Source organism: Streptomyces sp. SD31 (assembly GCF_052068475.1).
Taxonomy (GTDB): Bacteria; Actinomycetota; Actinomycetes; order Streptomycetales; family Streptomycetaceae; genus Streptomyces.
The window spans coordinates 79,260-98,894 of record NZ_JBQHCX010000009.1; the positions used below are offsets into that span (position 1 = coordinate 79,260).

At 70.7% G+C, this 19,635-nt stretch carries 16 protein-coding genes; 10 read left to right on the top strand and 6 right to left on the bottom strand.

The window, feature by feature from the left end; all coding sequences use genetic code 11:
- Positions 1–36: 36 nt before the first annotated feature.
- The 3 genes from ACTMVF_RS20475 to ACTMVF_RS20485 all read left to right on the top strand — a co-directional run bounded on the left by ACTMVF_RS20475 (position 37) and on the right by ACTMVF_RS20485 (position 5,301).
- On the top strand, positions 37–1,710 hold the full coding sequence (locus ACTMVF_RS20475; protein WP_441272514.1) for a serine/threonine-protein kinase: 1,674 nt from the start codon (positions 37–39) through the stop codon (positions 1,708–1,710).
- 142 nt (positions 1,711–1,852) lie between these two features.
- Positions 1,853–3,466 (top strand): succinic semialdehyde dehydrogenase, encoded by a 1,614-nt coding sequence (locus ACTMVF_RS20480; protein ID WP_441272515.1) that lies wholly within the window; start codon positions 1,853–1,855, stop codon positions 3,464–3,466.
- 29 nt (positions 3,467–3,495) lie between these two features.
- Entirely contained in the window at positions 3,496–5,301 is a 1,806-nt protein-coding gene (locus ACTMVF_RS20485) for a GMC family oxidoreductase N-terminal domain-containing protein (protein ID WP_441272516.1), read from the top strand.
- 113 nt (positions 5,302–5,414) lie between these two features.
- Here the strand turns inward: ACTMVF_RS20485 and ACTMVF_RS20490 are convergent, their stop codons facing one another.
- Positions 5,415–6,449 (bottom strand): LAETG motif-containing sortase-dependent surface protein, encoded by a 1,035-nt coding sequence (locus ACTMVF_RS20490; protein WP_441272517.1) that lies wholly within the window; start codon positions 6,447–6,449, stop codon positions 5,415–5,417.
- A gap of 247 nt (positions 6,450–6,696) precedes the next feature.
- Between ACTMVF_RS20490 and ACTMVF_RS20495 the strand changes: the two genes are divergently transcribed.
- Positions 6,697–7,950 (top strand): hypothetical protein, encoded by a 1,254-nt coding sequence (locus tag ACTMVF_RS20495; protein WP_441272518.1) that lies wholly within the window; start codon positions 6,697–6,699, stop codon positions 7,948–7,950.
- 474 nt (positions 7,951–8,424) lie between these two features.
- Here the strand turns inward: ACTMVF_RS20495 and ACTMVF_RS20500 are convergent, their stop codons facing one another.
- Positions 8,425–8,721 (bottom strand): chorismate mutase, encoded by a 297-nt coding sequence (locus tag ACTMVF_RS20500; protein WP_441272519.1) that lies wholly within the window; start codon positions 8,719–8,721, stop codon positions 8,425–8,427.
- Positions 8,722–9,042: 321 nt separating this feature from the next.
- Here ACTMVF_RS20500 and guaA point away from each other — a divergent pair, with 321 nt between their 5' ends.
- Positions 9,043–10,620: a glutamine-hydrolyzing GMP synthase gene (gene guaA / locus ACTMVF_RS20505; protein WP_441272520.1), complete on the top strand. Its 1,578-nt coding sequence runs from the start codon at positions 9,043–9,045 to the stop codon at positions 10,618–10,620.
- Positions 10,621–10,671: 51 nt separating this feature from the next.
- On the opposite strand, the gene ACTMVF_RS20510 is transcribed toward guaA, so the two are convergent.
- A complete protein-coding gene (locus tag ACTMVF_RS20510; RefSeq protein ID WP_441272521.1) occupies positions 10,672–11,145 on the bottom strand; it encodes a pyridoxamine 5'-phosphate oxidase family protein in 474 nt (157 codons plus the stop codon).
- A 175-nt stretch (positions 11,146–11,320) separates the two neighbouring features.
- On the opposite strand from ACTMVF_RS20510, the gene ACTMVF_RS20515 reads away from it, so the two are divergent.
- On the top strand, positions 11,321–12,127 hold the full coding sequence (locus ACTMVF_RS20515) for a class II aldolase/adducin family protein (RefSeq protein ID WP_441272522.1): 807 nt from the start codon (positions 11,321–11,323) through the stop codon (positions 12,125–12,127).
- Between the two features lie 17 nt (positions 12,128–12,144).
- Here ACTMVF_RS20515 and ACTMVF_RS20520 read toward each other — a convergent pair whose 3' ends face one another.
- Positions 12,145–13,029, bottom strand: coding sequence for a DUF4429 domain-containing protein (locus ACTMVF_RS20520; RefSeq protein WP_441272523.1), 885 nt, complete (start codon positions 13,027–13,029; stop codon positions 12,145–12,147).
- A 274-nt stretch (positions 13,030–13,303) separates the two neighbouring features.
- Between ACTMVF_RS20520 and ACTMVF_RS20525 the strand changes: the two genes are divergently transcribed.
- Together ACTMVF_RS20525 and ACTMVF_RS20530 are read left to right on the top strand one after the other, a co-directional pair.
- On the top strand, positions 13,304–14,584 hold the full coding sequence (locus ACTMVF_RS20525) for a hypothetical protein (RefSeq protein WP_441272524.1): 1,281 nt from the start codon (positions 13,304–13,306) through the stop codon (positions 14,582–14,584).
- A gap of 624 nt (positions 14,585–15,208) precedes the next feature.
- A complete protein-coding gene (locus ACTMVF_RS20530) occupies positions 15,209–15,739 on the top strand; it encodes a DoxX family membrane protein (RefSeq protein ID WP_441272525.1) in 531 nt (176 codons plus the stop codon).
- A gap of 28 nt (positions 15,740–15,767) precedes the next feature.
- Here the strand turns inward: ACTMVF_RS20530 and ACTMVF_RS20535 are convergent, their stop codons facing one another.
- Both ACTMVF_RS20535 and ACTMVF_RS20540 read right to left on the bottom strand, forming a co-directional pair.
- Complete coding sequence (locus tag ACTMVF_RS20535; protein WP_441272526.1) at positions 15,768–16,019, bottom strand: hypothetical protein; 252 nt, start codon at positions 16,017–16,019, stop codon at positions 15,768–15,770.
- Positions 16,006–17,439 (bottom strand): PspC domain-containing protein, encoded by a 1,434-nt coding sequence (locus tag ACTMVF_RS20540; RefSeq protein WP_441272527.1) that lies wholly within the window; start codon positions 17,437–17,439, stop codon positions 16,006–16,008. The genes ACTMVF_RS20535 and ACTMVF_RS20540 overlap by 14 nt, the downstream gene beginning before the upstream one ends.
- A gap of 143 nt (positions 17,440–17,582) precedes the next feature.
- On the opposite strand from ACTMVF_RS20540, the gene ACTMVF_RS20545 reads away from it, so the two are divergent.
- Positions 17,583–18,908, top strand: coding sequence for an ATP-binding protein (locus tag ACTMVF_RS20545; protein WP_301997553.1), 1,326 nt, complete (start codon positions 17,583–17,585; stop codon positions 18,906–18,908).
- A complete protein-coding gene (locus ACTMVF_RS20550; protein WP_441272528.1) occupies positions 18,905–19,624 on the top strand; it encodes a LuxR C-terminal-related transcriptional regulator in 720 nt (239 codons plus the stop codon). The genes ACTMVF_RS20545 and ACTMVF_RS20550 overlap by 4 nt, the downstream gene beginning before the upstream one ends.
- Positions 19,625–19,635: the final 11 nt, after the last annotated feature.

Below are 19,635 nucleotides of genomic sequence, written 5' to 3' on the forward strand. Positions count from 1 at the left end.
TGGCCAACGGCCGGTCCCGCAAGGTAGGCATGGAACATGACCAACGACGGGGGCGGCACCGGCCACAAGGAGCGCGTGATCGGCGGGCGTTACCGGCTGGTCGAGCGCATCGGCTCCGGTGGGATGGGCACCGTCTGGCGGGCGCTCGACGAACTGGTGGAGCGCGAAGTCGCCGTCAAGCAGCCGAGGTTGCCCGGCGACCCCGAGGACGCGGCCCATCAGCGCGCCGCCCACCGGCTCTACCGTGAGGCCCGCGCCGCCGCCCGCGTCGACCACCCGGCCGCCGTCGCCATCCACGACGTCGTCGTCGAGGACGGACTGCCCTGGATCGTCATGGAGTTGATCCGCGGCGAGTCCCTGCACGAGGCCCTCCAGCGCGGCCCGGTCGAGGCGGCCGAGGCCGCCCGCATCGGCGTCGCCGTCCTCGGCGCCCTGCGCGCCGCGCACACCGTCGGCATCGTCCACCGGGACGTCAAGCCCGCCAACGTGCTGCTCGGCCCGCATCGCCGCGTCGTCCTCACCGACTTCGGCATCGCCCATATCCAGGGCGAGGAATCCCTCACGGTCAGCGGTGAGTTCATCGGGTCCCTGGAGTTCATCGCCCCCGAGCGGATGTCCGGCCGCAGCGCCGGCCCCGCCTCCGACCTGTGGTCGCTGGGCGTGCTCCTGTACGCCGCCGTGGAGGGCTGGTCGCCGTTTCGCCGTACGACCCTGGAGTCCACGCTCGCCGCGATCCTCTCCGCCGATCCGCCCGAGCCCAAGCAGGCGGGCCCGCTGGGGTCACTGATCGTACGGCTGCTGGCTAAGGATCCCGAGGCGCGGCCCGGCGCGGAGGAGGCCGGGGCGGTGCTGGAGGCGGTGGCGGAGGGGTGGCCGGTGCCGGATCCCTCCGGAGGTTCGGCCGGGGCTGAGCCGCAGGATGCTTCGGAGCTACGGGAGTTCGCGGAGGACTCCGGGACGGTACGGCTGGGCGGTACGGCGGGGCGACCGGCGGGTGAGCGTGAGCCGGGGCCCGAGCCGACGGCCGATGTGAGCCAGGAGCCGACCTCCGAGTCCACGGACGCGACTTCGAAGCGCAGGGGCCGCTTCCTCCTTCGCCCGATTCCCGTCGCGGTCCTGGGTGTCCTCCTCGTCGGCGGCACCTGGTTGACGACGTCCTCCTTCCTCGTCGACAAGGGCGACGACCGCAAGGAGATGAACCCCGTCCGCACCTCGGCCCCGCCGGCCACGGCAACGACCCCCGCCCCCACTCCCACCGCCGGCACCTGGACCACGCACCGGGAGAAGGACATGGGCGCCGTACTCTCGGTCCCGAGTCGGTACAAGGAGTTCGCCCGGCAGGGCAGCGCGAGCTATCAGCCACGCATCGTGATCTACGAGAACGACGGCATCCAGGTCCGGCTGAGCCAGTGGGACAAGGCACCCGGTTCCCTGAAGGCCCAGGCCCAGGAGGCGCACGCCACCTGGGACAGCTACAACGGCGATGCGCTCACCAATGACACGAGCACGAGCTTCGACGGCTTCGATGCCGTCCTCGTGGACACCACGTACGACATGGAGGAGAACCCCACCCGGGTCATGCAGCTGCTGATCCTCACCGCCGGCAGCCGCATGTACGAACTCCGCGTCGACATGCCCAAGGGCAGCCCCGACGAGAAGGAGGGCACCGCGGTCTTCAAGGGTGCCCGTGACCGACTCGAGATCGAGTGACTCGGCACTGACTCGACACCGACTCGGCAACGCCCTGATCAGCGCGTTTGTTGCCAGTGGACACTGGCGTCGTGTGAGCACTCGGTGAATCCGCGTTACCGACGGGTACACAAAGCCTCCGCTCCGGCATACTCTGCGCCTCATGACGGACGCGCAGGCCCCGGCCAAGACCGGCACCAACCCCCTCGCCCCCACCCCGGAGGGCGCCCGCACCGCCGCCGACGTGGTCACCCCCGAGCTGGTCGCCCAGCTCACCAAGGGCGTGGTCGGCTCCGGTCGTACCGCCAACCACACGCCGTTCACCGGCGAGAAGCTGGCCGACCTGCCCGAATCCACGCCCGAGGACGTGCGGAAGGCCTTCGAGGCGGCCCGCACGGCGCAGGCGGTCTGGGCGCAGGTCCCCGTACGGCAGCGTGCCGCCGTCCTGCTCCGCTTCCACGACCTGCTGCTCGAACGCCAGGCCGAGGTCCTCGACCTCATCCAGCTGGAGACCGGCAAGGCCCGTCTGCACGCCCACGAGGAGGTGCAGGCCGTAGCCGTCGCGGCCCGCCATTACGGTCGTAAGGCACCCTCCTACCTCAGGCCGAAGCGGCACGCGGGCGCCATGCCCACGCTCACCCGCGTCACCGAACTGCGCCACCCGCGCGGCGTCGTCGGCCAGATCGCCCCCTGGAACTACCCCCTGGAACTGTCCGTCGGCGACGCGCTCCCGGCGTTCGTCGCGGGCAACGCGGTCGTCATGAAGCCCGACACCGAGACCTGCCTCACCGCCCTGTGGGCCCGTGACCTGCTCATCGAGGCCGGTCTGCCCGCCGACGCCTTCCAGGTCGTCCTCGGCGAGGGCCCGGTCGTCGGCCCCGAGGTCGTCAAGCACGCCGACTACGTCTCCTTCACCGGCTCCACCCGCACCGGCCGCCAGGTCGCCCAGGGCGCCGCCGCCCGCCTGGTCGGCGTCTCGCTCGAACTCGGCGGCAAGAACGCCATGCTGGTCCTGGAGGACGCCGACGTCGAGAAGGCCGCCGCGGGCGCCGTCCGCGCCTGCTTCTCCTCCGCGGGCCAACTGTGCATATCCATCGAGCGGTTGTACGTCCACGAGTCGATCGCGGACGCCTTCGTAGAGCGCTTCGCCGCCCGCACCAAGGCGATGCGGCTGGGCAAGTCCCTTGCCTACGGCGCCGACATGGGCTCCCTGGTCGGCGAGCGCCAGCTGGAGACCGTCACCCGGCACGTCGACGAAGCCGTAGCCAAGGGCGCGAAGCTCGTCGCCGGCGGCACCGCCCGCCCCGACATCGGCCCGTACTTCTTCGAGCCGACGATCCTCGACGGTGTCGAGCCGGAGATGACCGTCTGCACCGAGGAGACCTTCGGCCCGGTCGTCTCCATCTACCGCTTCAAGACCGAGGACGAGGCGATCGCGCACGCCAACTCCACGCCGTACGGCCTCAACTCCTCCGTCTGGACGAAGGACGGCAGCCGCGGCCGCGCGGTCGCCGCCCGTCTGCGCACCGGCACGGTCAACGTCAACGAGGGCTACGCCCCCGCCTACGGCAGCGTCCAGTCGCCCATGGGCGGCATGAAGGACTCCGGCCTAGGCCGCCGCCACGGCTCCGAGGGCATCCTCAAGTACACGGAGGCCCAGACGGTCGCCCAGCAGCGGCTGCTGCCGATGGCGCCGTCGCTGGGGATGGACGACGAGAAGTACGCACAGTTCATGAGCAGGAGCCTGCGGCTGATGAAGGCGTTCCGCTTCCGCTAGACAGCACCCGTTCTCAACGAGGAGAGCACGTGTCACAGGAGAAGTCTGTCCAGACCCGGGACGAGGACGGGTACGACTACGACGTCATCGTGGTCGGATCGGGGTTCGGCGGCTCCGTCACCGCGCTCCGCCTGACCGAGAAGGGCTACCGCGTAGGCGTACTGGAAGCCGGCCGCCGCTGGACCCGCGAGAGCCTCCCCAAGAACTCCTGGGACCTGAAGAACTACCTCTGGGCCCCCAAGCTCGGCATGTACGGCATCCAGCGCATCCACCTGCTGGGCAACGTCATGGTCCTCGCGGGCGCAGGCGTCGGCGGCGGCTCCCTCAACTACGCCAACACCCTCTACGTACCGCCGAAGGCATTCTTCGACGACTCCCAGTGGCGTGACATCACCGACTGGCAGGACGAGCTGAAGCCGTACTACGACCAGGCCCAGCGCATGCTCGGCGTACGGCTCAACCCGACGATGACCCCCTCCGACGTCCACCTGAAGGCGGCCGCCGAGCGGATGGGCGTCGGCGACAGCTTCCACATGGCGCCGGTCGGCGTCTTCTTCGGGGACGGCAAGGACGCCGAGGGAGCGGCACGCGCCAAGCCGGGCCAGGAGGTGTCCGACCCGTACTTCGGCGGGGCGGGCCCGGCGCGCAAGGCGTGCACGGAGTGCGGCGAGTGCATGACGGGCTGCCGCCACGGCGCGAAGAACACCCTCAACGAGAACTACCTCTACCTGGCCGAGAAGGCGGGCGCGGTCGTCCACCCCCTGACGACGGTCGTGTCGATCACGGACGACTCGCAGGGCGGTTACGCGGTGGCGACCCTGCCGACCGACCGCGGGAAGAAGGGCGAGGGCAGGCTGTTCAAGGCCCGCCGGGTGGTGCTGGCGGCCGGCACGTACGGCACCCAGACCCTGCTGCACCGCATGAAGGCGGGCGGCCAACTGCCGTACCTCTCGCCCAAGCTCGGCGAGCTGACCCGCACCAACTCCGAGGCCCTGGTCGGCGCGCAGACCGACAACCGGCGTTACCGCAGGGCGACGGGCGAACCGAAGGTCGACTTCACCCGCGGAGTCGCCATCACGTCGTCCATCCACCCGGACGCCAACACCCACATCGAGCCGGTCCGCTACGGCAAGGGCTCCAACTCGATGGGCGGCCTGTCGATCCTGCAGGTGCCGTACGCGGAGGGCTCGTCGCGTGTCGCCGCCTGGGTCCGCAACGCGGCCCGGCACCCGCTCCTGGTCCTGCGCTCCCTCTCCAACCGCCGCTGGTCGGAGCGGACCATCATCGGCCTGGTGATGCAGTCGCTGGACAACTCGCTGACGACGTACCTGAAGCCGGACGGCGTGGGCAAGGGCCTGCTGACCGCACGCCAGGGCCATGGCTCGCCCAACCCCAAGCAGATCAGGGCGGCTTCGGAGGCCGCGTCGGCGATCGCGGCCGACATCAACGGCTTCGCCGGCTCCAACGTCGGCGAGCTGATGGGCACCCCGCTCACCGCCCACTTCCTCGGCGGCTGCCCGATCGGCGACTCACCCGAGACCGGCGTGATCGACCCGTACCACCGCCTGTACGGCCACCCCGGCATCTCGGTCGTCGACGGAGCGGCGGTCTCGGCCAACCTGGGCGTGAACCCCTCCCTGACGATCACCGCACAGGCCGAGCGGGCCATGTCGTACTGGCCGAACAAGGGAGAGGCGGATCCGCGTCCGGCGCAGGGGGCGGCGTACGAACGCCTGAAGCCGGTCGAGCCGCAGTCCCCGGCGGTGCCGGCGGAGGCGTTCGGGGCGCTGAAGCTGCCGTTCCTGGGGATGCCGGCGGTGCCGCCGAAGAAGTAGCAGGCAGCGACAGACGTAAAGCGGCGGACGAAAACAGAGAAGGACCTGCACCCCCCTCCGAGCGCAGGTCCTTCTCTGTCTTGCGTAGAGCTTCAGGTGGAGCTTGGTGAGACCTACGCCTCGGCACCGCTCCGGCGACGCTTCATCGCGAACATGACGCCGGCACCGGCGACGATCGCGACGCCACCGATGGTGCCGATGATCGGGAGGTTGGAGCTGGAACCGGTCTCGGCGAGCGACCCGTCGACGTCGACCTCGTCGACGTTGGAGATCGGGGCCTGGCCACCCGTCTGCGGCTTGGCGTCGTCCGGGTCACCCGGGTCGGAGCCCGCGGCGAGGATGTCGAAGAAGTAGATCCAGCCGTTCGGGTCGTCGGCGATCCAGCAGCCGTCGGCGTCCGAGTACGTGGCGAAGCCGCCGGTGATGCCGATGGAGTCCGGCACCTTGCCGCTGACGCTCAGCCGCAGCTTGAACGAGGTCGACTGGCCGGCGTCGAGCGCGAACGCGGTGAAGGTCGCGCCCTCACCGGCGGCGTCCGCGAGCGTCTGCCAGCTGCCGGTCTCCTTGTCGAAGACCTGGACCTTGATCTGGCCGGAGTAGTCCACCTCGTCCCAGCCGAGCGCCGCGACGCCGATCAGCGGCTTGATGTTCTTGATGTCCTGGTCCCCGGAGTTGGAGACGTTGAACGAGAAGTTGGTCCAGCCGCTGCCGGCGACGATCGTCTCGGGCAGGCCCGACAGACCGCTGTGCAGGTCCTCGCTGAGGCCGACCGACTCGTCGTCGGCGTCCTCGCAGTAGTCGACCTCCTCCGGGGTGCTCTCGCTGGGGCTCGGCGACGGGGAGGCGGAGGTGGAGGCGGTGGGCTCTTCGGTGGGCGTCGGCTCTTCGGTGGCCGGGGTGGTCTCGTCCTCGGTGGGCGCCGGCTCTTCGGTGGCCGGGGTGGTCTCGTCCTCGGTGGGCGCCGGCTCTTCGGTGGTCGGCGTGACCTCGTCCTCGGTGGGCGTCGGCTGCTCGGGAGCCGACGTGGTCTCCGACGCCGTCGGCGTCGGGGTCTCGTCCGTGGCGAACGCGGCCGGCGCGGACAGCAGCGCGATCGGCGCGATGACAGCTGTCGTGGCCGCGGCGGCCAGGGCACGGCGAAGCTTCATGAAGACCTCGAAAGTCCGGAGTGCTGCGACCTCGCAACACGCGCATGGCAGGGAGGCCTCCGCGTGTGGGGCGCGGGTGTGGCCCTTGATACGCAGGGTTTGATCGGCGACGGCTGTGAATGGTTGTGCCCGCACTAACAGGTTTCTTATGTGGTCTGCATCACATAGGGACAAGCTCTGCTCCGCTGCCCGGAGCTGACGTACGCTCAGCCGGCCGACAGCCCGCTGAGAGGAAGCGCATACCGCCGTGACCGACAAGCCGTCCGAAGGGCCCAGACCGAAATCCACGTCCGACCGTGACTCCGGTGGCTCCTCGCCCTTGCCCGGGGGCTCGTCCATATCGGACGAGGCGTGGGAGAAGTTCGTCCAGGACGCCGAGCGCGATCACGCCGCCGCCCCGAAGGAGCCGTCCGCGCGGGCACGGATGGTGACCGAACGGCTGCGCGCGCTGGACGAGGCGGAGGCCCGGCAGCCGCGCGCCGGACGCCGCTGGGGAAGGAAGAAGGCGCCCGCCGGGCCCCGACAGCCCGAAGGATGGCGTACCGGGCCGGCCTGGCAGGAGATGAACGGCCGGAGCTCGCGCCGGCGGAAGCTCTGGAGCGCCCTCGGCGTGCTGCTCGCCGTCGCGGTGGCCGTGATCGCCCTCAAGCCCTCGGCCGCGCTGTCCTGGCTGCCCGGCGGTTCGCAGGACGAGGCCGGGGCGCCCGCTTCGGCGTCGCCGCTGGCCCCGGAGACGAGCCGGCCGAGCGGTGCGCCCGCCGACGCCGCCGGTCTGCCGACGCGGAAGCGGCCCTTCGCGGGCTCCCCGGCCGAACGCTGGGCCGCGGGAGCGGACGCCATCGAGGTGCCGAAGGCGTCGAAAGCCGTCGGCGGAGTCTCCGCCGCGCGGATCACGACGGCGCTGGGGCTGACCAAGGACTTCCTGGTCGACGCGAATCTCGACCGCGACGTGCTGTTCGGCGCCGAACCGAAGAAGGCACTGGCGCTGGTCGACCCGCTGCAGCAGGACTACCTGTCCGACCTGCGGTCCGCCCTGCGCCACCCCACGGTGAAGAACGACCCCACGTGGACCTTCACCCGCTTCGACCCCGACAAGGTCGAACTCGTGGGCACCGAGGTCCGGGTCCGCGGCCGTATGACCGTCGAACCCGGGGACGCCGCCGGCCAGGCGCGAATCCGGGCCGACTACACCTTCGTCTACCCGCTGGCCAGGGCCGGTGGTGGAAACGAGGTCACCCGTACGATCGTCCGCCGGGTCGTCGAGGTGGACGTCTCGGATCCCGCCAGATTCCAGGGAACCGAAGGGCACATATGGGTGTACGACCTCGACGGCGAGATCTCCAACGACAACTGCCGGGACGGTGACGGTCTCATCCAGCCGCTGTTCCAGGCCGATCTGCACGCCAGTCCCGAGCCCTCCGGCGAGGTGGTCGACCCGTACGACCGCAGCAGGCGGCTGGACCGGGCCGAGGACGAGTGCGGCACCGTCTCGCGCACCTGAGACACGAGATGAGACATGAGAAGGGCCCCGCAGGGCGGAGCCGCGGGGCCCTTCTTTCGTCAGCACCGACGTCAGGGCAGCGTCGGTGCCTGGGGAGCGGCGCCGGGGGGTTGCGCCGCTGGTCCTGTGGTCCGGGTCCACGATGGGACTCGGAGCTTTCTCGCATCGTGCTGGATGGGTTCGGCCACCGCAACCGCTCGACCCGTCCTTGTACTCCGTTCCGGCACTTCCGCCGGCCGGCCCCGGGCGTCCCCGGAGCCGACCGTTCTCTTGGGTGACCGGGCTGCTGTCCCCTGCCGTCCGGTCACTTACCTGGAGCGAGGTCCCACGGCGCACGGCACGATCCGTACGCCTCATCACTCCAGCGAGCCACGCGTGGTTCTTTCGGGCCCGCCCCTGGCTGGCACGGACACCGGTACCAACGAAGGCATCCGGGGGGCGTCACGGGCCGTACGGGTGAGAGGGGGCCCGAACTCAGATGCGACCGCGGCACAGTTCGAGGAGCGTCATGGCGAGCGCCGTGCCCGGCTTGCCCAGCGCCTCGCTGTAGTGGTTGAGGACCTCCATCTCGCGGGAGAGGTTCACCCGCCGCCCGCCGGAGGTGATCCGCGCCTCCTGGATGACGGCCGAGACGGCCATCCGTTCCTGGATCAGGCCGATGATCCGGTCGTCGAGCGCGTCGATGCGTTCACGGGCGCCGGTGATCACGCCGGCGGCCTCGGCGGTGTGGGCGCCGGTCTTTTCTGCGGGGGTGGTGGAGGTGGTGGTCATCTCGGAGGCTCCTCGCTGGATGGGCGGGCCGCCCCGGAGCGACAGGACCCGGAAACGCCAGACGCCCCGGACCTTGTCGGCCCGGGGCGCCTGGGAAGTCGCTTGTCAGTTGCTCAAGCAGCACGACCATGGCAGCCGGCGGGCCGGGTGCCATAGGTAAAGAGGAAGGTCGGGTGCGTGAGCATGGGGTCAGTATGCCCTGCCGCCCGGAGGCGTCCAAGGCGGTTCGCATCCTGAGACGGCCTTCGGCCCAGAGGGGCTCCCGCCGAGCCCGGTAGACTCGGCCTCACACACACCTCGCTCACCGCCGGAAGGCAACCCGTGTCATCAGCGAACCCCGCAGCCGCCCCCGACACCGTTCTGGTCGTCGACTTCGGTGCGCAGTACGCCCAGCTCATCGCCCGTCGCGTCCGCGAGGCCCGGGTCTACAGCGAGATCGTGCCGAGCACCATGCCGGTCGCCGAGATGCTCGCCAAGAACCCGGCGGCGATCATCCTCTCCGGCGGCCCCTCGTCCGTGTACGAGGAGGGCGCCCCTCGTATCGACCGCGCGCTCTTCGAGGCCGGCGTCCCCGTCTTCGGCATGTGCTACGGCTTCCAGCTCATGGCGCAGAGCCTGGGCGGGACCGTCGACAACACCGGCGCCCGCGAGTACGGCCGCACGGATCTCCACGTGTCGAAGTCGTCCTCCACCCTCTTCGAGGGCACCCCGGCCGAACAGCACGTGTGGATGTCGCACGGCGACGCCTGCTCCGCCGCCCCCGAGGGCTTCTCCGTGACGGCCTCCACGGACGTCGTCCCGGTCGCCGCCTTCGAGAACGACGAGGCGAAGCTGTACGGCGTCCAGTACCACCCCGAGGTCATGCACTCCACGCACGGCCAGCAGGTGCTGGAGCACTTCCTGTACCGGGGCGCGGGCCTGACCCCGAACTGGACCACCGGCAACGTCATCGAGGAACAGGTCGCCGCCATCCGCGAGCAGGTCGGCGACAAGCGCGCCATCTGCGGTCTGTCCGGCGGCGTGGACTCCGCCGTGGCGGCGGCGCTGGTCCAGAAGGCCATCGGCTCCCAGCTGACGTGTGTGTATGTCGACCACGGCCTGATGCGCAAGGGCGAGACCGAGCAGGTCGAGAAGGACTTCGTGGCCGCGACCGGCGTACAGCTGAAGGTCGTGGACGCGGAGGAGCGGTTCCTGACCGCTCTGAAGGGTGTCTCGGACCCCGAGGAGAAGCGGAAGATCATCGGCCGGGAGTTCATCCGGGTCTTCGAGCAGGCGCAGGCCGAGATCATCGCGGACGAGGGCCCGGCGGTGGAGTTCCTCGTCCAGGGCACGCTGTACCCCGACGTGGTCGAGTCCGGTGGCGGCACCGGCACCGCCAACATCAAGTCGCACCACAACGTCGGCGGCCTGCCGGAAGACCTCGAGTTCAAGCTGATCGAACCGCTGCGCAAGCTGTTCAAGGACGAGGTCCGCATGGTCGGCCAGGAGCTCGGCCTGCCGGACGAGATCGTCCAGCGCCAGCCGTTCCCGGGCCCGGGCCTCGGCATCCGCATCGTCGGCGAGGTGACGAAGGAGCGTCTCGACCTCCTCCGCGAGGCCGACGCCATCGCCCGCGAGGAGCTCACGGCGGCCGGTCTCGACCGGGACATCTGGCAGTGCCCGGTGGTCCTGCTCGCGGACGTGCGCAGCGTGGGTGTGCAGGGTGACGGGCGGACGTACGGCCACCCGATCGTGCTGCGGCCCGTCTCGTCCGAGGACGCGATGACCGCCGACTGGTCGCGACTGCCGTACGAGGTCCTGGCGCGGATCTCGACCCGAATCACCAACGAGGTGCGGGACGTCAACCGTGTCGTCCTCGACGTGACGTCGAAGCCGCCGGGGACGATCGAGTGGGAGTAGGCCCCACGGGCCAGGCCCCGGGCCAGGCGCTACAGGCGAGTGGGGCGGGCCCTAGGTGCGCTTGATCGTGCGCAAGGGCTCCCCGGGCTGCCAGATCTGGACCACGAGGTACTTGTCGTCCTCGACATAGGTCCGTACGACCTCGGTCAGCTCGGTTCGGAAGAGGTGGAACGGCTCCGGCGGTTCCACCTCTTCGCCGTACGCGGCCTTCAGCTCCGGGTCCTCGACCTCGATCGCCCGCCCGGCGATCCGTACGTCGCCGCCGCCCATGGACTGCCCCTGGCCGGGGTTCGCCTGGAGCGCGAAGCGCGGGTCGCGGCGCAGGTCGAGGGCCTTGCGGGAGTTCGGCATCATGCCGAGCCACAGCTCGCCGTCGAGGAAGCGGACCTCCAGGCCGGTGGTGCGCGGGGAGCCGTCCTTGCGGAGGGTGGCGAGGACGTGGTGGGTGAAGGCGCCGAAGCGCTCCTCGGCGGTGCGGGCGAGCTCCGGTTCCGCCGCGCTGAAGGTTGCCCAGTTCGCTGTCATACGGCGAGTGTGGCGCCGATACCCGACATCCGCTGTCCGGTTTCCGCGGCCCCGGGGGCGTGAGGAGGCCGTGACGGGGGCGTGACGAGGGCCGGATCTTTACAGAACATCTCTGTTCTCCTGTGCTGACCGGCGGTAACTTCCGCCCCGTAAGCAACCCAGTGCTGGAGGACACATGCACGGGACGCCCCTCGGGCCGATTCCGCCCTCGCCGCTGCCCACCGACCAGTTGCGGTTCGCGATGCCGCCGATGCACGAGTCGGTCGAGGACGAGCGCCGGCACCGCAAGGAACGGCTCGCGGGCGCGCTGCGGATCTTCGGGCGGCTCGGGTTCGAGGACGGGGTCTCGGGGCACATCACCGCGCGCGATCCCGAGTTCAGCGACTGCTTCTGGGTCAACCCGTTCGGGATGCCGTTCAGGCACGTCACCGTCAGCGACCTGGTGCTCGCCAACTCCGAGGGACAGGTGATCGAGGGCCGCTACCACGTCAACCAGGCGGCCTTCACCGTGCACTCCCAGGTCCACGCCGCCCGCCCGGACGTCGTCGCCGTCGCCCACTGCCACTCGGTGCACGGGCGGGCGCTCGCGGCGCTCGGGGAACTGCTGGACCCGATCACCCAGGAGAGCTGCGCCTTCTACGAGGATCACGCGCTCTACGACGCCTACTCGGGGGTCGCCGTCGACGCCTTGGAGGGCCGACGGATCGCGGCCGCACTCGGCTCACACAAGGCGCTCGTCCTGCGCAACCACGGCTTGCTGACCGTCGGTGACTCGGTCGACGCGGCGGCCTGGTGGTTCCTGTCGATGGAGCGGTCCTGCCAGGTGCAGCTGACCGCGAAGGCCGCGGGACGTCCGGTACTCATCGAGCATCGGCAGGCGGTGGCCACGCGGGAGCAGTTGGGCGGGGATCTGGTGGCGTGGATCAACTACCAGCCGCTCTGGCAGGAGGTCAGCCGGAGCGAGCCGGATCTGCTGAGCTGAGGGTCCGGACGCCGTGATCAGAAACTCCGGAGTACGACCGCTTTCGTCATCGCGAACTCCTCGTCCGTGAGCACGCCGTCCCGGTGCAGCTCGCCCAACTCCCGCAGGCGGCGCAGCAGCACGTCGTGGTGGTCGGCCGGGGGCGGGATCGACGCCGTCACCTGGGCGCGGTCGGTGGAGTCGAGGGCGGGCCGGGTGGACGGGTGTGGCAGGCGGGCGGTGACCGCGGTGGCGATCAGGGCCGTGAGCAGGTCGCGGCGGGTGCTGCCCCACAGGTCCAGGGCGTACGGGTCCTTCTCGGGCGGGAGTTTGGAGAACACCGTCTCTCGGGTCACGAAGCGCAGGAAGCCGTCCTCGTAGCCGGAGTTGGGCAGCCACTCGACCTGGACGAGGTCGCCGACGTCGATGATGCGCGGGCCGGTGGCCCGTTTGACCCGGTCGGAGGTGTCGGACCAGTCGATGCGCACCTGGGTGCCGTCGAAGGAGACCGTGCCGTCGGAGGAGCGCACGGAGACGGGTACGGGCGGGCCGGGGAGGAGGTAGGTCCTGGTCGGTTCCTTGGGGATCTGGTCCAGCAGCAGGGCGTGCCGGATCTCCTCGGCGACGTACTCGGCGACCCCCGCGCGGTCGACTTCCACCGTCAGCCGGTACGGATCCGCCGGGTCGGGGAGCCGGCCGCCGGTCGCCTGGAGCAGCGGGTCCGCGCCCTCACGCAGCCGCATGCGCAGCCGTCCGCGTTTGCGTTCGGGCTCGAAGACGATGCTCGCGACGGCTTCGAGGGGTACGGCGATCTCCCCGTACGTCTGCCGGAACAGCGGCACGGAGCGGTGGAGTCCCGGCGTGATCCGGACCGTTGTGCCGTCGAAGGCCCAGGTCCCGTCGCGCTGGATGATCTCGGCCATGGGCAAATTCTCGCAGTCGGGTCAACACGACGGCCCTCTCATCACCCGCGCCGACCGGGCCTGCGGGAGGGGAGCGGGGGGTGTGCGGCACAATTCGCTGTCGTCGTAGGGGAGTTGTCGGTGGTGCGGACGGTGGCCGCAATCTGTGATGGCCGGTATGTGAGATCCGGCTGCCGGTCGTGGGGCCGTGAGGCTATAAGGCCATGTGGTCATCTGGTCCTCTGGTTGCTGGGGCACCAGGTCGTGAGCGTTGTACGGAAGGCGGGCATCGGGCGTGGCGGTGCAGGAGGCTGGGCAGGGCGGCGCGGCTGCGGGCGCGCATGGGGGCGGCTGCACCTGTGGGGGCTGTCCGCACGGGGCGCGTGCGGGGCATCGGCGGGCTGTCGCCGAATTCCTGCGGAAACGGGACGAGTTCGCGTCCGGGCGGGGGCTGCCGGCCGCGGTGGCTCACTCGGCCTCGGCCTCCCGGCAGTGGGTTTCCGAGGAACTGACGCAGTCGGCGGAACAGGTCGCCGAGCGAGGGCGGGCCGAGGGCGAGGCGTGGCTGGCGCGACTGTGGTGGCTAACGGCGTCGGTGGTCTGGGTTCTGGTCGTGGTGCTCCTGCTGGTGCAGGCGTTCACGGCGATCGGGGCGGGGTGGACTTCGGCGCGCACGGCCGGTTTGCTGGCGGCGCTGGTGACGGCCGGGGCGCTGACCGCGGCGTCCTGGTTCCACCGGGCGCGGGGCGGGGCGCTGGCACCGGTCATCGGTGAGGACAACCGGCTGTCCACGTCGCGTGCGGTGGCCGGGGCGTGGGTGTTGTTCGTGGTCTACGCCGTGTTGGTGCTCGTGGGACGGTTGGCAGGGGCCTCCGGGCATGAGGAGCGCGATGCGCTGATCGCCGGTCTCGAGCTCGGGCGGGCTGCCGGTGTGGTGACCGTGCTCGCCGTGGTGTGTGCGATCGCGGTACTGGTGCGGCGGGTGGTCGGGGTGCGGGTGCTCGGGCAGCGGCTGCAGAAGGTGCGGGCGGATCGGCCTCGGGCGGCGGATCTGCTGACGGATGACGCGGGGCGGGGGACGTTCGCGGACATCCAGTACGTCGTGATCGGCGGGGTTGCGTTGCTGTTCGCGGCGGTGCGGTTGGGGCGGCGGCCGGATCAGCTGCCCGATCTGCCGTGGGGGTTGGCGGTGGTGGTGCTGATCTCGGCGGCGACGTATCTGGCCGGGAAATATGCGGAGGGGGGTCGGCCGGTGATCCTCTCGGTGGTGCGGGCGCGGGAGGCGGGTGACTTGGACGCGCCGATCCGTACCGGGGACGACATCGAGATCCGGGGGGCTGGGTTCGTGCCGCCCGGGGCGCAGGGGGCCGACCGGTTGTCGCGGATGGTGGTGCGGATCGGGGCGGTGCATGTGCATGTGCCGTTGGTGCCGGTGAGTGGGGGGTTCAGCAATCCGACGGATGCGGTGCTGAGGGTGCCTGTGCCGGCGGATGTGGAGCCGGGGCGGGTGGAGGTGCAGGTGGTTACTGCGGCGGGGGTGGAGACTAATCGGTATGGGATTGATGTGACTGACTGAGGGGGGTGCCTCCGGCGGTTGGGCCGGGGGTGCCTGCGGCGGCCTGTTGCTGTTCGGTGGGGGTGCGTGTCGGGTGCCTGCGGCGCCTGTGCCGGTTCGGTGGGGGTGTGGGTAGCGCCTTTGGGTGGGTTGTGGGTCGGGGCCGTGCCGGGGGGTGTCCGTCCTCGGTCCGGTGGTGGGCGTTGGGCGAGAGGTGCCGTTTGTTGACACCGGACTCTGCGGGCGGACACCCCCCGGCACGTCCCCTTGCCGCCGTACGCGACTGCGGGCCGTCCCGCCCCAGCCGTGGGCCGTCCCCAGCCGCGGGCCGTCCGTCCCCAGCCGCGGGCAGTCGTGCCGCTGGGGCGGCACGGGTGGGCGCGGGCGGTACCCCTTCAGCGCCGGGCTGCGCGACCCCCTCGCTCAGCACTCACGCCGGGCAACCCGTACAGCGAACGGGCACCTGTGACTCGGGCCAGCCGACGCAGTCACCCCGTCCCCGGAACGGACATGGGGGCCGAAAACACAACCTCGGATGGGCCAAGTCGGAAAAGGCGGTCGGGACAGGATTGAGCCGGGTCGTTGTTGCGTACGTATCGTCTTTTGAGGGGTCACGGCACGGCGGGTGAGAGGCGGCTATGGGTGATGACTCACGGTAGGCACACGGACACGCACACCCCTTACCTCGACGGCGGCCGGAGCTGGCGGGATGCCGCCGGCCGGTACGCGCTACTGCCACTCCGCGTCTTTCTCGGCGTCACCTTCATCTATGCCGGCCTGGACAAACTCACCGACAGCGCCTTCATGAAGGACGCCGGCTCGGGCTCGATCGGCGACATGATGCGGGCTGTTCGTGATTCCTCGGCCATTCCGGCCATGGTCGACATGGCCCTGGAGAACCCTGTCGCCTTCGGCTATGCCATCGCCATCGGTGAGGTGGCCGTCGGTATCGCCACGCTGGTCGGGCTGCTCGCCCGTGCGGCGGCGCTCGGCGGTGCGCTCATCTCGCTGAGTCTGTGGTTGACGGTGAGCTGGGCCTCCGATCCGTACTACTACGGCAATGACCTGGCCTATTTGATGGCCTGGCTGCCGCTCGTGCTCGCGGGTGCCCCCATGTTTTCGCTGGACGCCGCACTTCGTGCGCGGCGACGGCGGCGGGCGGGGGGTTACCGGTAGCCGTCGTTGGCGGGGTTGTCGGTCGATGTCAGTGGTGTGGGGTCGATTGGGGGTCCGGGGGTGTCGGGTTGGGGCTCTGGGGTGAGCGATGGCGTCTGCGTATCGCCCGTGTCAGGACCGCTGTCGCGCCTGCCAGGCACAGGCCGCCCACGACCAGCGGGATCACCACGAACCACGGTGTCTCCCAGGCGTCGCCCGCGTCACCGGCGTAGATGATGCCCGCGAGGGTCAGGAAGGTGCCGGCGACCAGCCTGCCGGGCTGGAACTCATGACGTAGCACGGCTCACCTCCGCCTGTCCCGCGCCGACGCTGAGCTCGAGGTCCAGCGTGCCCGCATCCTTGGTGCCCGTGGCCGGTGTCAGGGTCAGCTCCTTGTGCTTGCCCGGTGCCACGTCCACGTCCTGCTCGTCGTCGCCCGGCAGTTGGATGTCTCCCACCCCCACATCGATGCTCAGCTCCACGGTCACGTCCTTGGGGACGATCACTTTCAGTCGGCCCACGCCCACGTCTGCCCTCGTCGTCACCGTCTGGTCCTCGGTGAGCTCCAACCGGGACAGGTCCAGGGTGCCGACGCCGCTGCCGAGGTCGTACTGCGGCTGTACGTCCGCCACGGCCGCCGGTCGCCAGTTCCGCTCGATCCAGTGCGTGCTGATGTCCTTGGGCAGCGCGGCCGAGGCGGCCAGGAGACCTGCTGTGATGATCGCCAGGAATATGGAGCCCGCTCCTGTCCGGCCCAGGAACGCGCTGACCGCTATGCCCACGCCGAAGACGAGCAGCGCGCAGGACAGGCCGGTCTGCAGGCTGGTGCCGAGCGCGTGGTTCTCCCACGTCGCGCTGGTGCCGAGAGCGCCCGCGAGCAGGGCCAGCAGGAATACCCAGCCGCCGATCCCACGGGGGCCGCGCGGCTTCGGCTGGTGGGGGCGCCTGGCACGTATGTCCTGGCGGCTGCTCCAGGTGGTGCCGAGGCTGATGTTGACGGCCGCCGCGATGTCGCGGTCGCGGGAGTCGCGAGGGCCCCAGAGATAGCCCGTGCCGCCGTCGTGCGTGCCGTCCTTGACGATGGGGTCGCGCCACCAGGAGGGGTAGGCGGAGGGGACCGGCGGAGCCTGGGCCTCGGGTGGGGCGTCGGCGACGGCCTGGGCGGCGAGCGGGTCGGGGTCGGGAGTGGCGCGGTGCCGCGACCAGTAGCCGGCGCCCGCCACGAGGAGGGAGAGGACGACGGCGAAGGCCAGCACACCGCCGTTCTTCAGCAGCGTCAGGAACACGCCGCAGCCGACCAGCGCGAACAGCACGGCCGTCAGCGCATGGCCGTCGACGCGGCCGGTCAGCAGCTTGCGCACCTCGTTCTCGTCCTCGTCGTCGTACGGGACGAAGAGCCAGGCGAACCCGTAGAAGATGAGGCCGATGCCGCCGGTCGCGGAGAGCACGGCGAGCGTGATTCGGAAGATCACCGGGTCCATGTCGCACTGCCGGCCGAGCCCCGCGCACACACCGGCCAGCATCTTGTACCGCCGGTCGCGGCGGAACTTGCGCGGCGGGTCGAGTGCACCCGCTTCGGCGGACGCTGTTGCTTCTGCGCCCGTGTGCGCGCGCGGTTCCTCACCCACGGCGCTCGCGGGTGCCGGGCCGGACGGGGCGCCCGCGGTGGGCACGGCGTCCGGCTCGGGCACGGAGTCCGCGGCGGGCTGGTGATCTGTCATGTGTCCATGGTGACGGGCGGGTCGGCGTGGCGGGAGTCGGCATGACCCTGGTCGGACCCTGATATCGGCCCTGAGGGAGGTGCGGGGGAAGCGTTCGAGGTGGAGGGGTTCGAAGATCAGGGGAGTCTCGGGGGTCGACCCTGATGCCCTGCTGCTCCGGCCGTGTGAACATCGATGGCATGCCGGAAGCCGCAGCAGCGCCACTCGTCGAACCGCGGCCGCCGCGCAAGCTCTACCGCAGCAGTGACGGACGCTGGCTCGGGGGCGTGGCGCGGGGGCTCGCCGGACATCTCGGCCTGCCCGTCATCTGGGTGCGACTCGTCTTCGTCGGCCTGTTCATGGCGGACGGCCTCGGCGCGCTGCTGTATGCCGCGTTCTGGTTCTTCGTGCCGCTCGGCGTCGGAGGTGTCGACGCGCAGCGGCCCTCTCCCTTCGCCACCGAGACCGCGGCCGACGGCCGCCGCAGACTCGTCGCCCGCAAGCCGGACAAGGGGCAGATCGTCGCGCTGCTCCTCATGGTCGTGGTGGCGATGGTCTTCGTCGGCAGCGTGGACCTGGGCAGCGGCGCCAAGGCCTACCTCCTGCCCGCCGTGCTGGTCGGCGCGGGCGTCGCCCTGGTCTGGCGCCAGGCGGACAACGCCCGACGGGCCCGCTGGATGGAGGTCGGGCGGCATCGGCGCACCCTGACGCTGCTGCGCGCCGCGGGCGGCGTCGTCCTGGTCACGGCCGGCGTCTCCGGCATCTTCGTCCTGCAGGGCTCCGCCGACCACCTCGGCTCCGTCCTGCAGGCGGCCCTGGCGGTCCTCGTCGGTATAACGCTCCTCGCGGGCCCGTACCTGGTCCGGATGACCCAGGACCTCTCCGAGGAACGCCTGATGCGCATCCGTGCCCAGGAGCGCGCCGAGGTCGCCGCGCACGTCCACGACTCGGTGCTGCACACCCTGACCCTGATCCAGCGCAACGCGGAGAACGCGAACGAGGTCCGCCGCCTCGCCCGCGCCCAGGAGCGCGACCTGCGCACCTGGCTGTACAAGCCCGAGGGCACCGGCAAGGACGAGGCCGACGAACCCACCCACCTCGCCGACGCGGTCCGGCGCAACGCCGCGGAGGTGGAGGACAAACACGGCGTCCCCATAGAGGTCGTGGTGGTCGGCGACTGCCCGCTCGACGAGAAAATCGGCGCACAGATGCAGGCCGCGCGCGAGGCGATGGTGAACGCCGCGAAGTACGGTGGCGAGGGCGGCGCCGTGCAGGTCTACGCCGAGGTGGAGGGGAAGACCGTCTTCGTGTCCGTCCGGGACCGCGGTCCGGGCTTCGACCTCGACTCGATACCCGCCGACCGCATGGGCGTCAGAGAATCGATCATCGGCCGCATGGAGCGCAACGGCGGTACGGCCCGGCTGAGGGCGGTGCCCGGCGGCGGTACAGAGGTCGAGCTGGAGATGGAGAGGGCGGAGAAGACGTCATGAGCGACCCGACCGAGGCGAACGAGCCTGTGGAGTCGACCGGCGGGAGCGCGGGCGAGCGGCACGTGCGCGTGGTCCTCGTCGACGACCACCGCATGTTCCGTACGGGAGTCCAGGCCGAGATCGGCCGCACCGAGCAGACCGGCGTCGAAGTCGTCGGCGAGGCCGCGGACGTCGACCAGGCGGTCACGGTCATCACCGCGACCCGACCCGAGGTCGTCCTCCTCGACGTACACCTGCCGGGTGGCGGCGGGGTCGAAGTCCTGCGTCGCTGCGCCCCTTTGATGGCGGCCGCCGAGCAGCCCGTCCGCTTCCTCGCGCTGTCCGTCTCGGACGCGGCGGAGGATGTGATCGGGGTGATCCGGGGGGGTGCGCGCGGATACGTCACGAAGACGATCACCGGCACGGATCTGGTCGACTCCATCTTCCGGGTCCAGGAGGGAGACGCGGTCTTCTCGCCGCGCCTTGCCGGGTTCGTGCTGGACGCCTTCGCGTCGACGGACGCGCCGCCGGTCGACGAGGACCTCGACCGGCTCACCCAGCGAGAGCGGGAGGTGCTGCGGCTGATTGCGCGGGGATACGCGTACAAGGAGATCGCCAAGCAGCTCTTCATCTCCGTCAAGACGGTCGAGTCCCATGTCTCGGCGGTGCTGAGGAAGCTCCAGTTGTCGAATCGGCATGAGCTGACGCGGTGGGCGACGGCGCGGCGCCTGGTGTGAGTCCGGGCCCG

Coding starts and splice junctions, on each gene's coding strand:
- ACTMVF_RS20475 (WP_441272514.1), top strand. CDS start 37: ATGACCAACGACGGGGGCGGCACCGGCCACAAGGAGCGCGTGATCGGC.
- ACTMVF_RS20480 (WP_441272515.1), top strand. CDS start 1,853: ATGACGGACGCGCAGGCCCCGGCCAAGACCGGCACCAACCCCCTCGCC.
- ACTMVF_RS20490 (WP_441272517.1), bottom strand. CDS start 6,449: ATGAAGCTTCGCCGTGCCCTGGCCGCCGCGGCCACGACAGCTGTCATC.
- ACTMVF_RS20500 (WP_441272519.1), bottom strand. CDS start 8,721: ATGACCACCACCTCCACCACCCCCGCAGAAAAGACCGGCGCCCACACC.
- ACTMVF_RS20510 (WP_441272521.1), bottom strand. CDS start 11,145: ATGACAGCGAACTGGGCAACCTTCAGCGCGGCGGAACCGGAGCTCGCC.
- ACTMVF_RS20515 (WP_441272522.1), top strand. CDS start 11,321: ATGCACGGGACGCCCCTCGGGCCGATTCCGCCCTCGCCGCTGCCCACC.
- ACTMVF_RS20520 (WP_441272523.1), bottom strand. CDS start 13,029: ATGGCCGAGATCATCCAGCGCGACGGGACCTGGGCCTTCGACGGCACA.
- ACTMVF_RS20530 (WP_441272525.1), top strand. CDS start 15,209: ATGACTCACGGTAGGCACACGGACACGCACACCCCTTACCTCGACGGC.
- ACTMVF_RS20540 (WP_441272527.1), bottom strand. CDS start 17,439: ATGACAGATCACCAGCCCGCCGCGGACTCCGTGCCCGAGCCGGACGCC.
- ACTMVF_RS20545 (WP_301997553.1), top strand. CDS start 17,583: ATGCCCTGCTGCTCCGGCCGTGTGAACATCGATGGCATGCCGGAAGCC.
- ACTMVF_RS20550 (WP_441272528.1), top strand. CDS start 18,905: ATGAGCGACCCGACCGAGGCGAACGAGCCTGTGGAGTCGACCGGCGGG.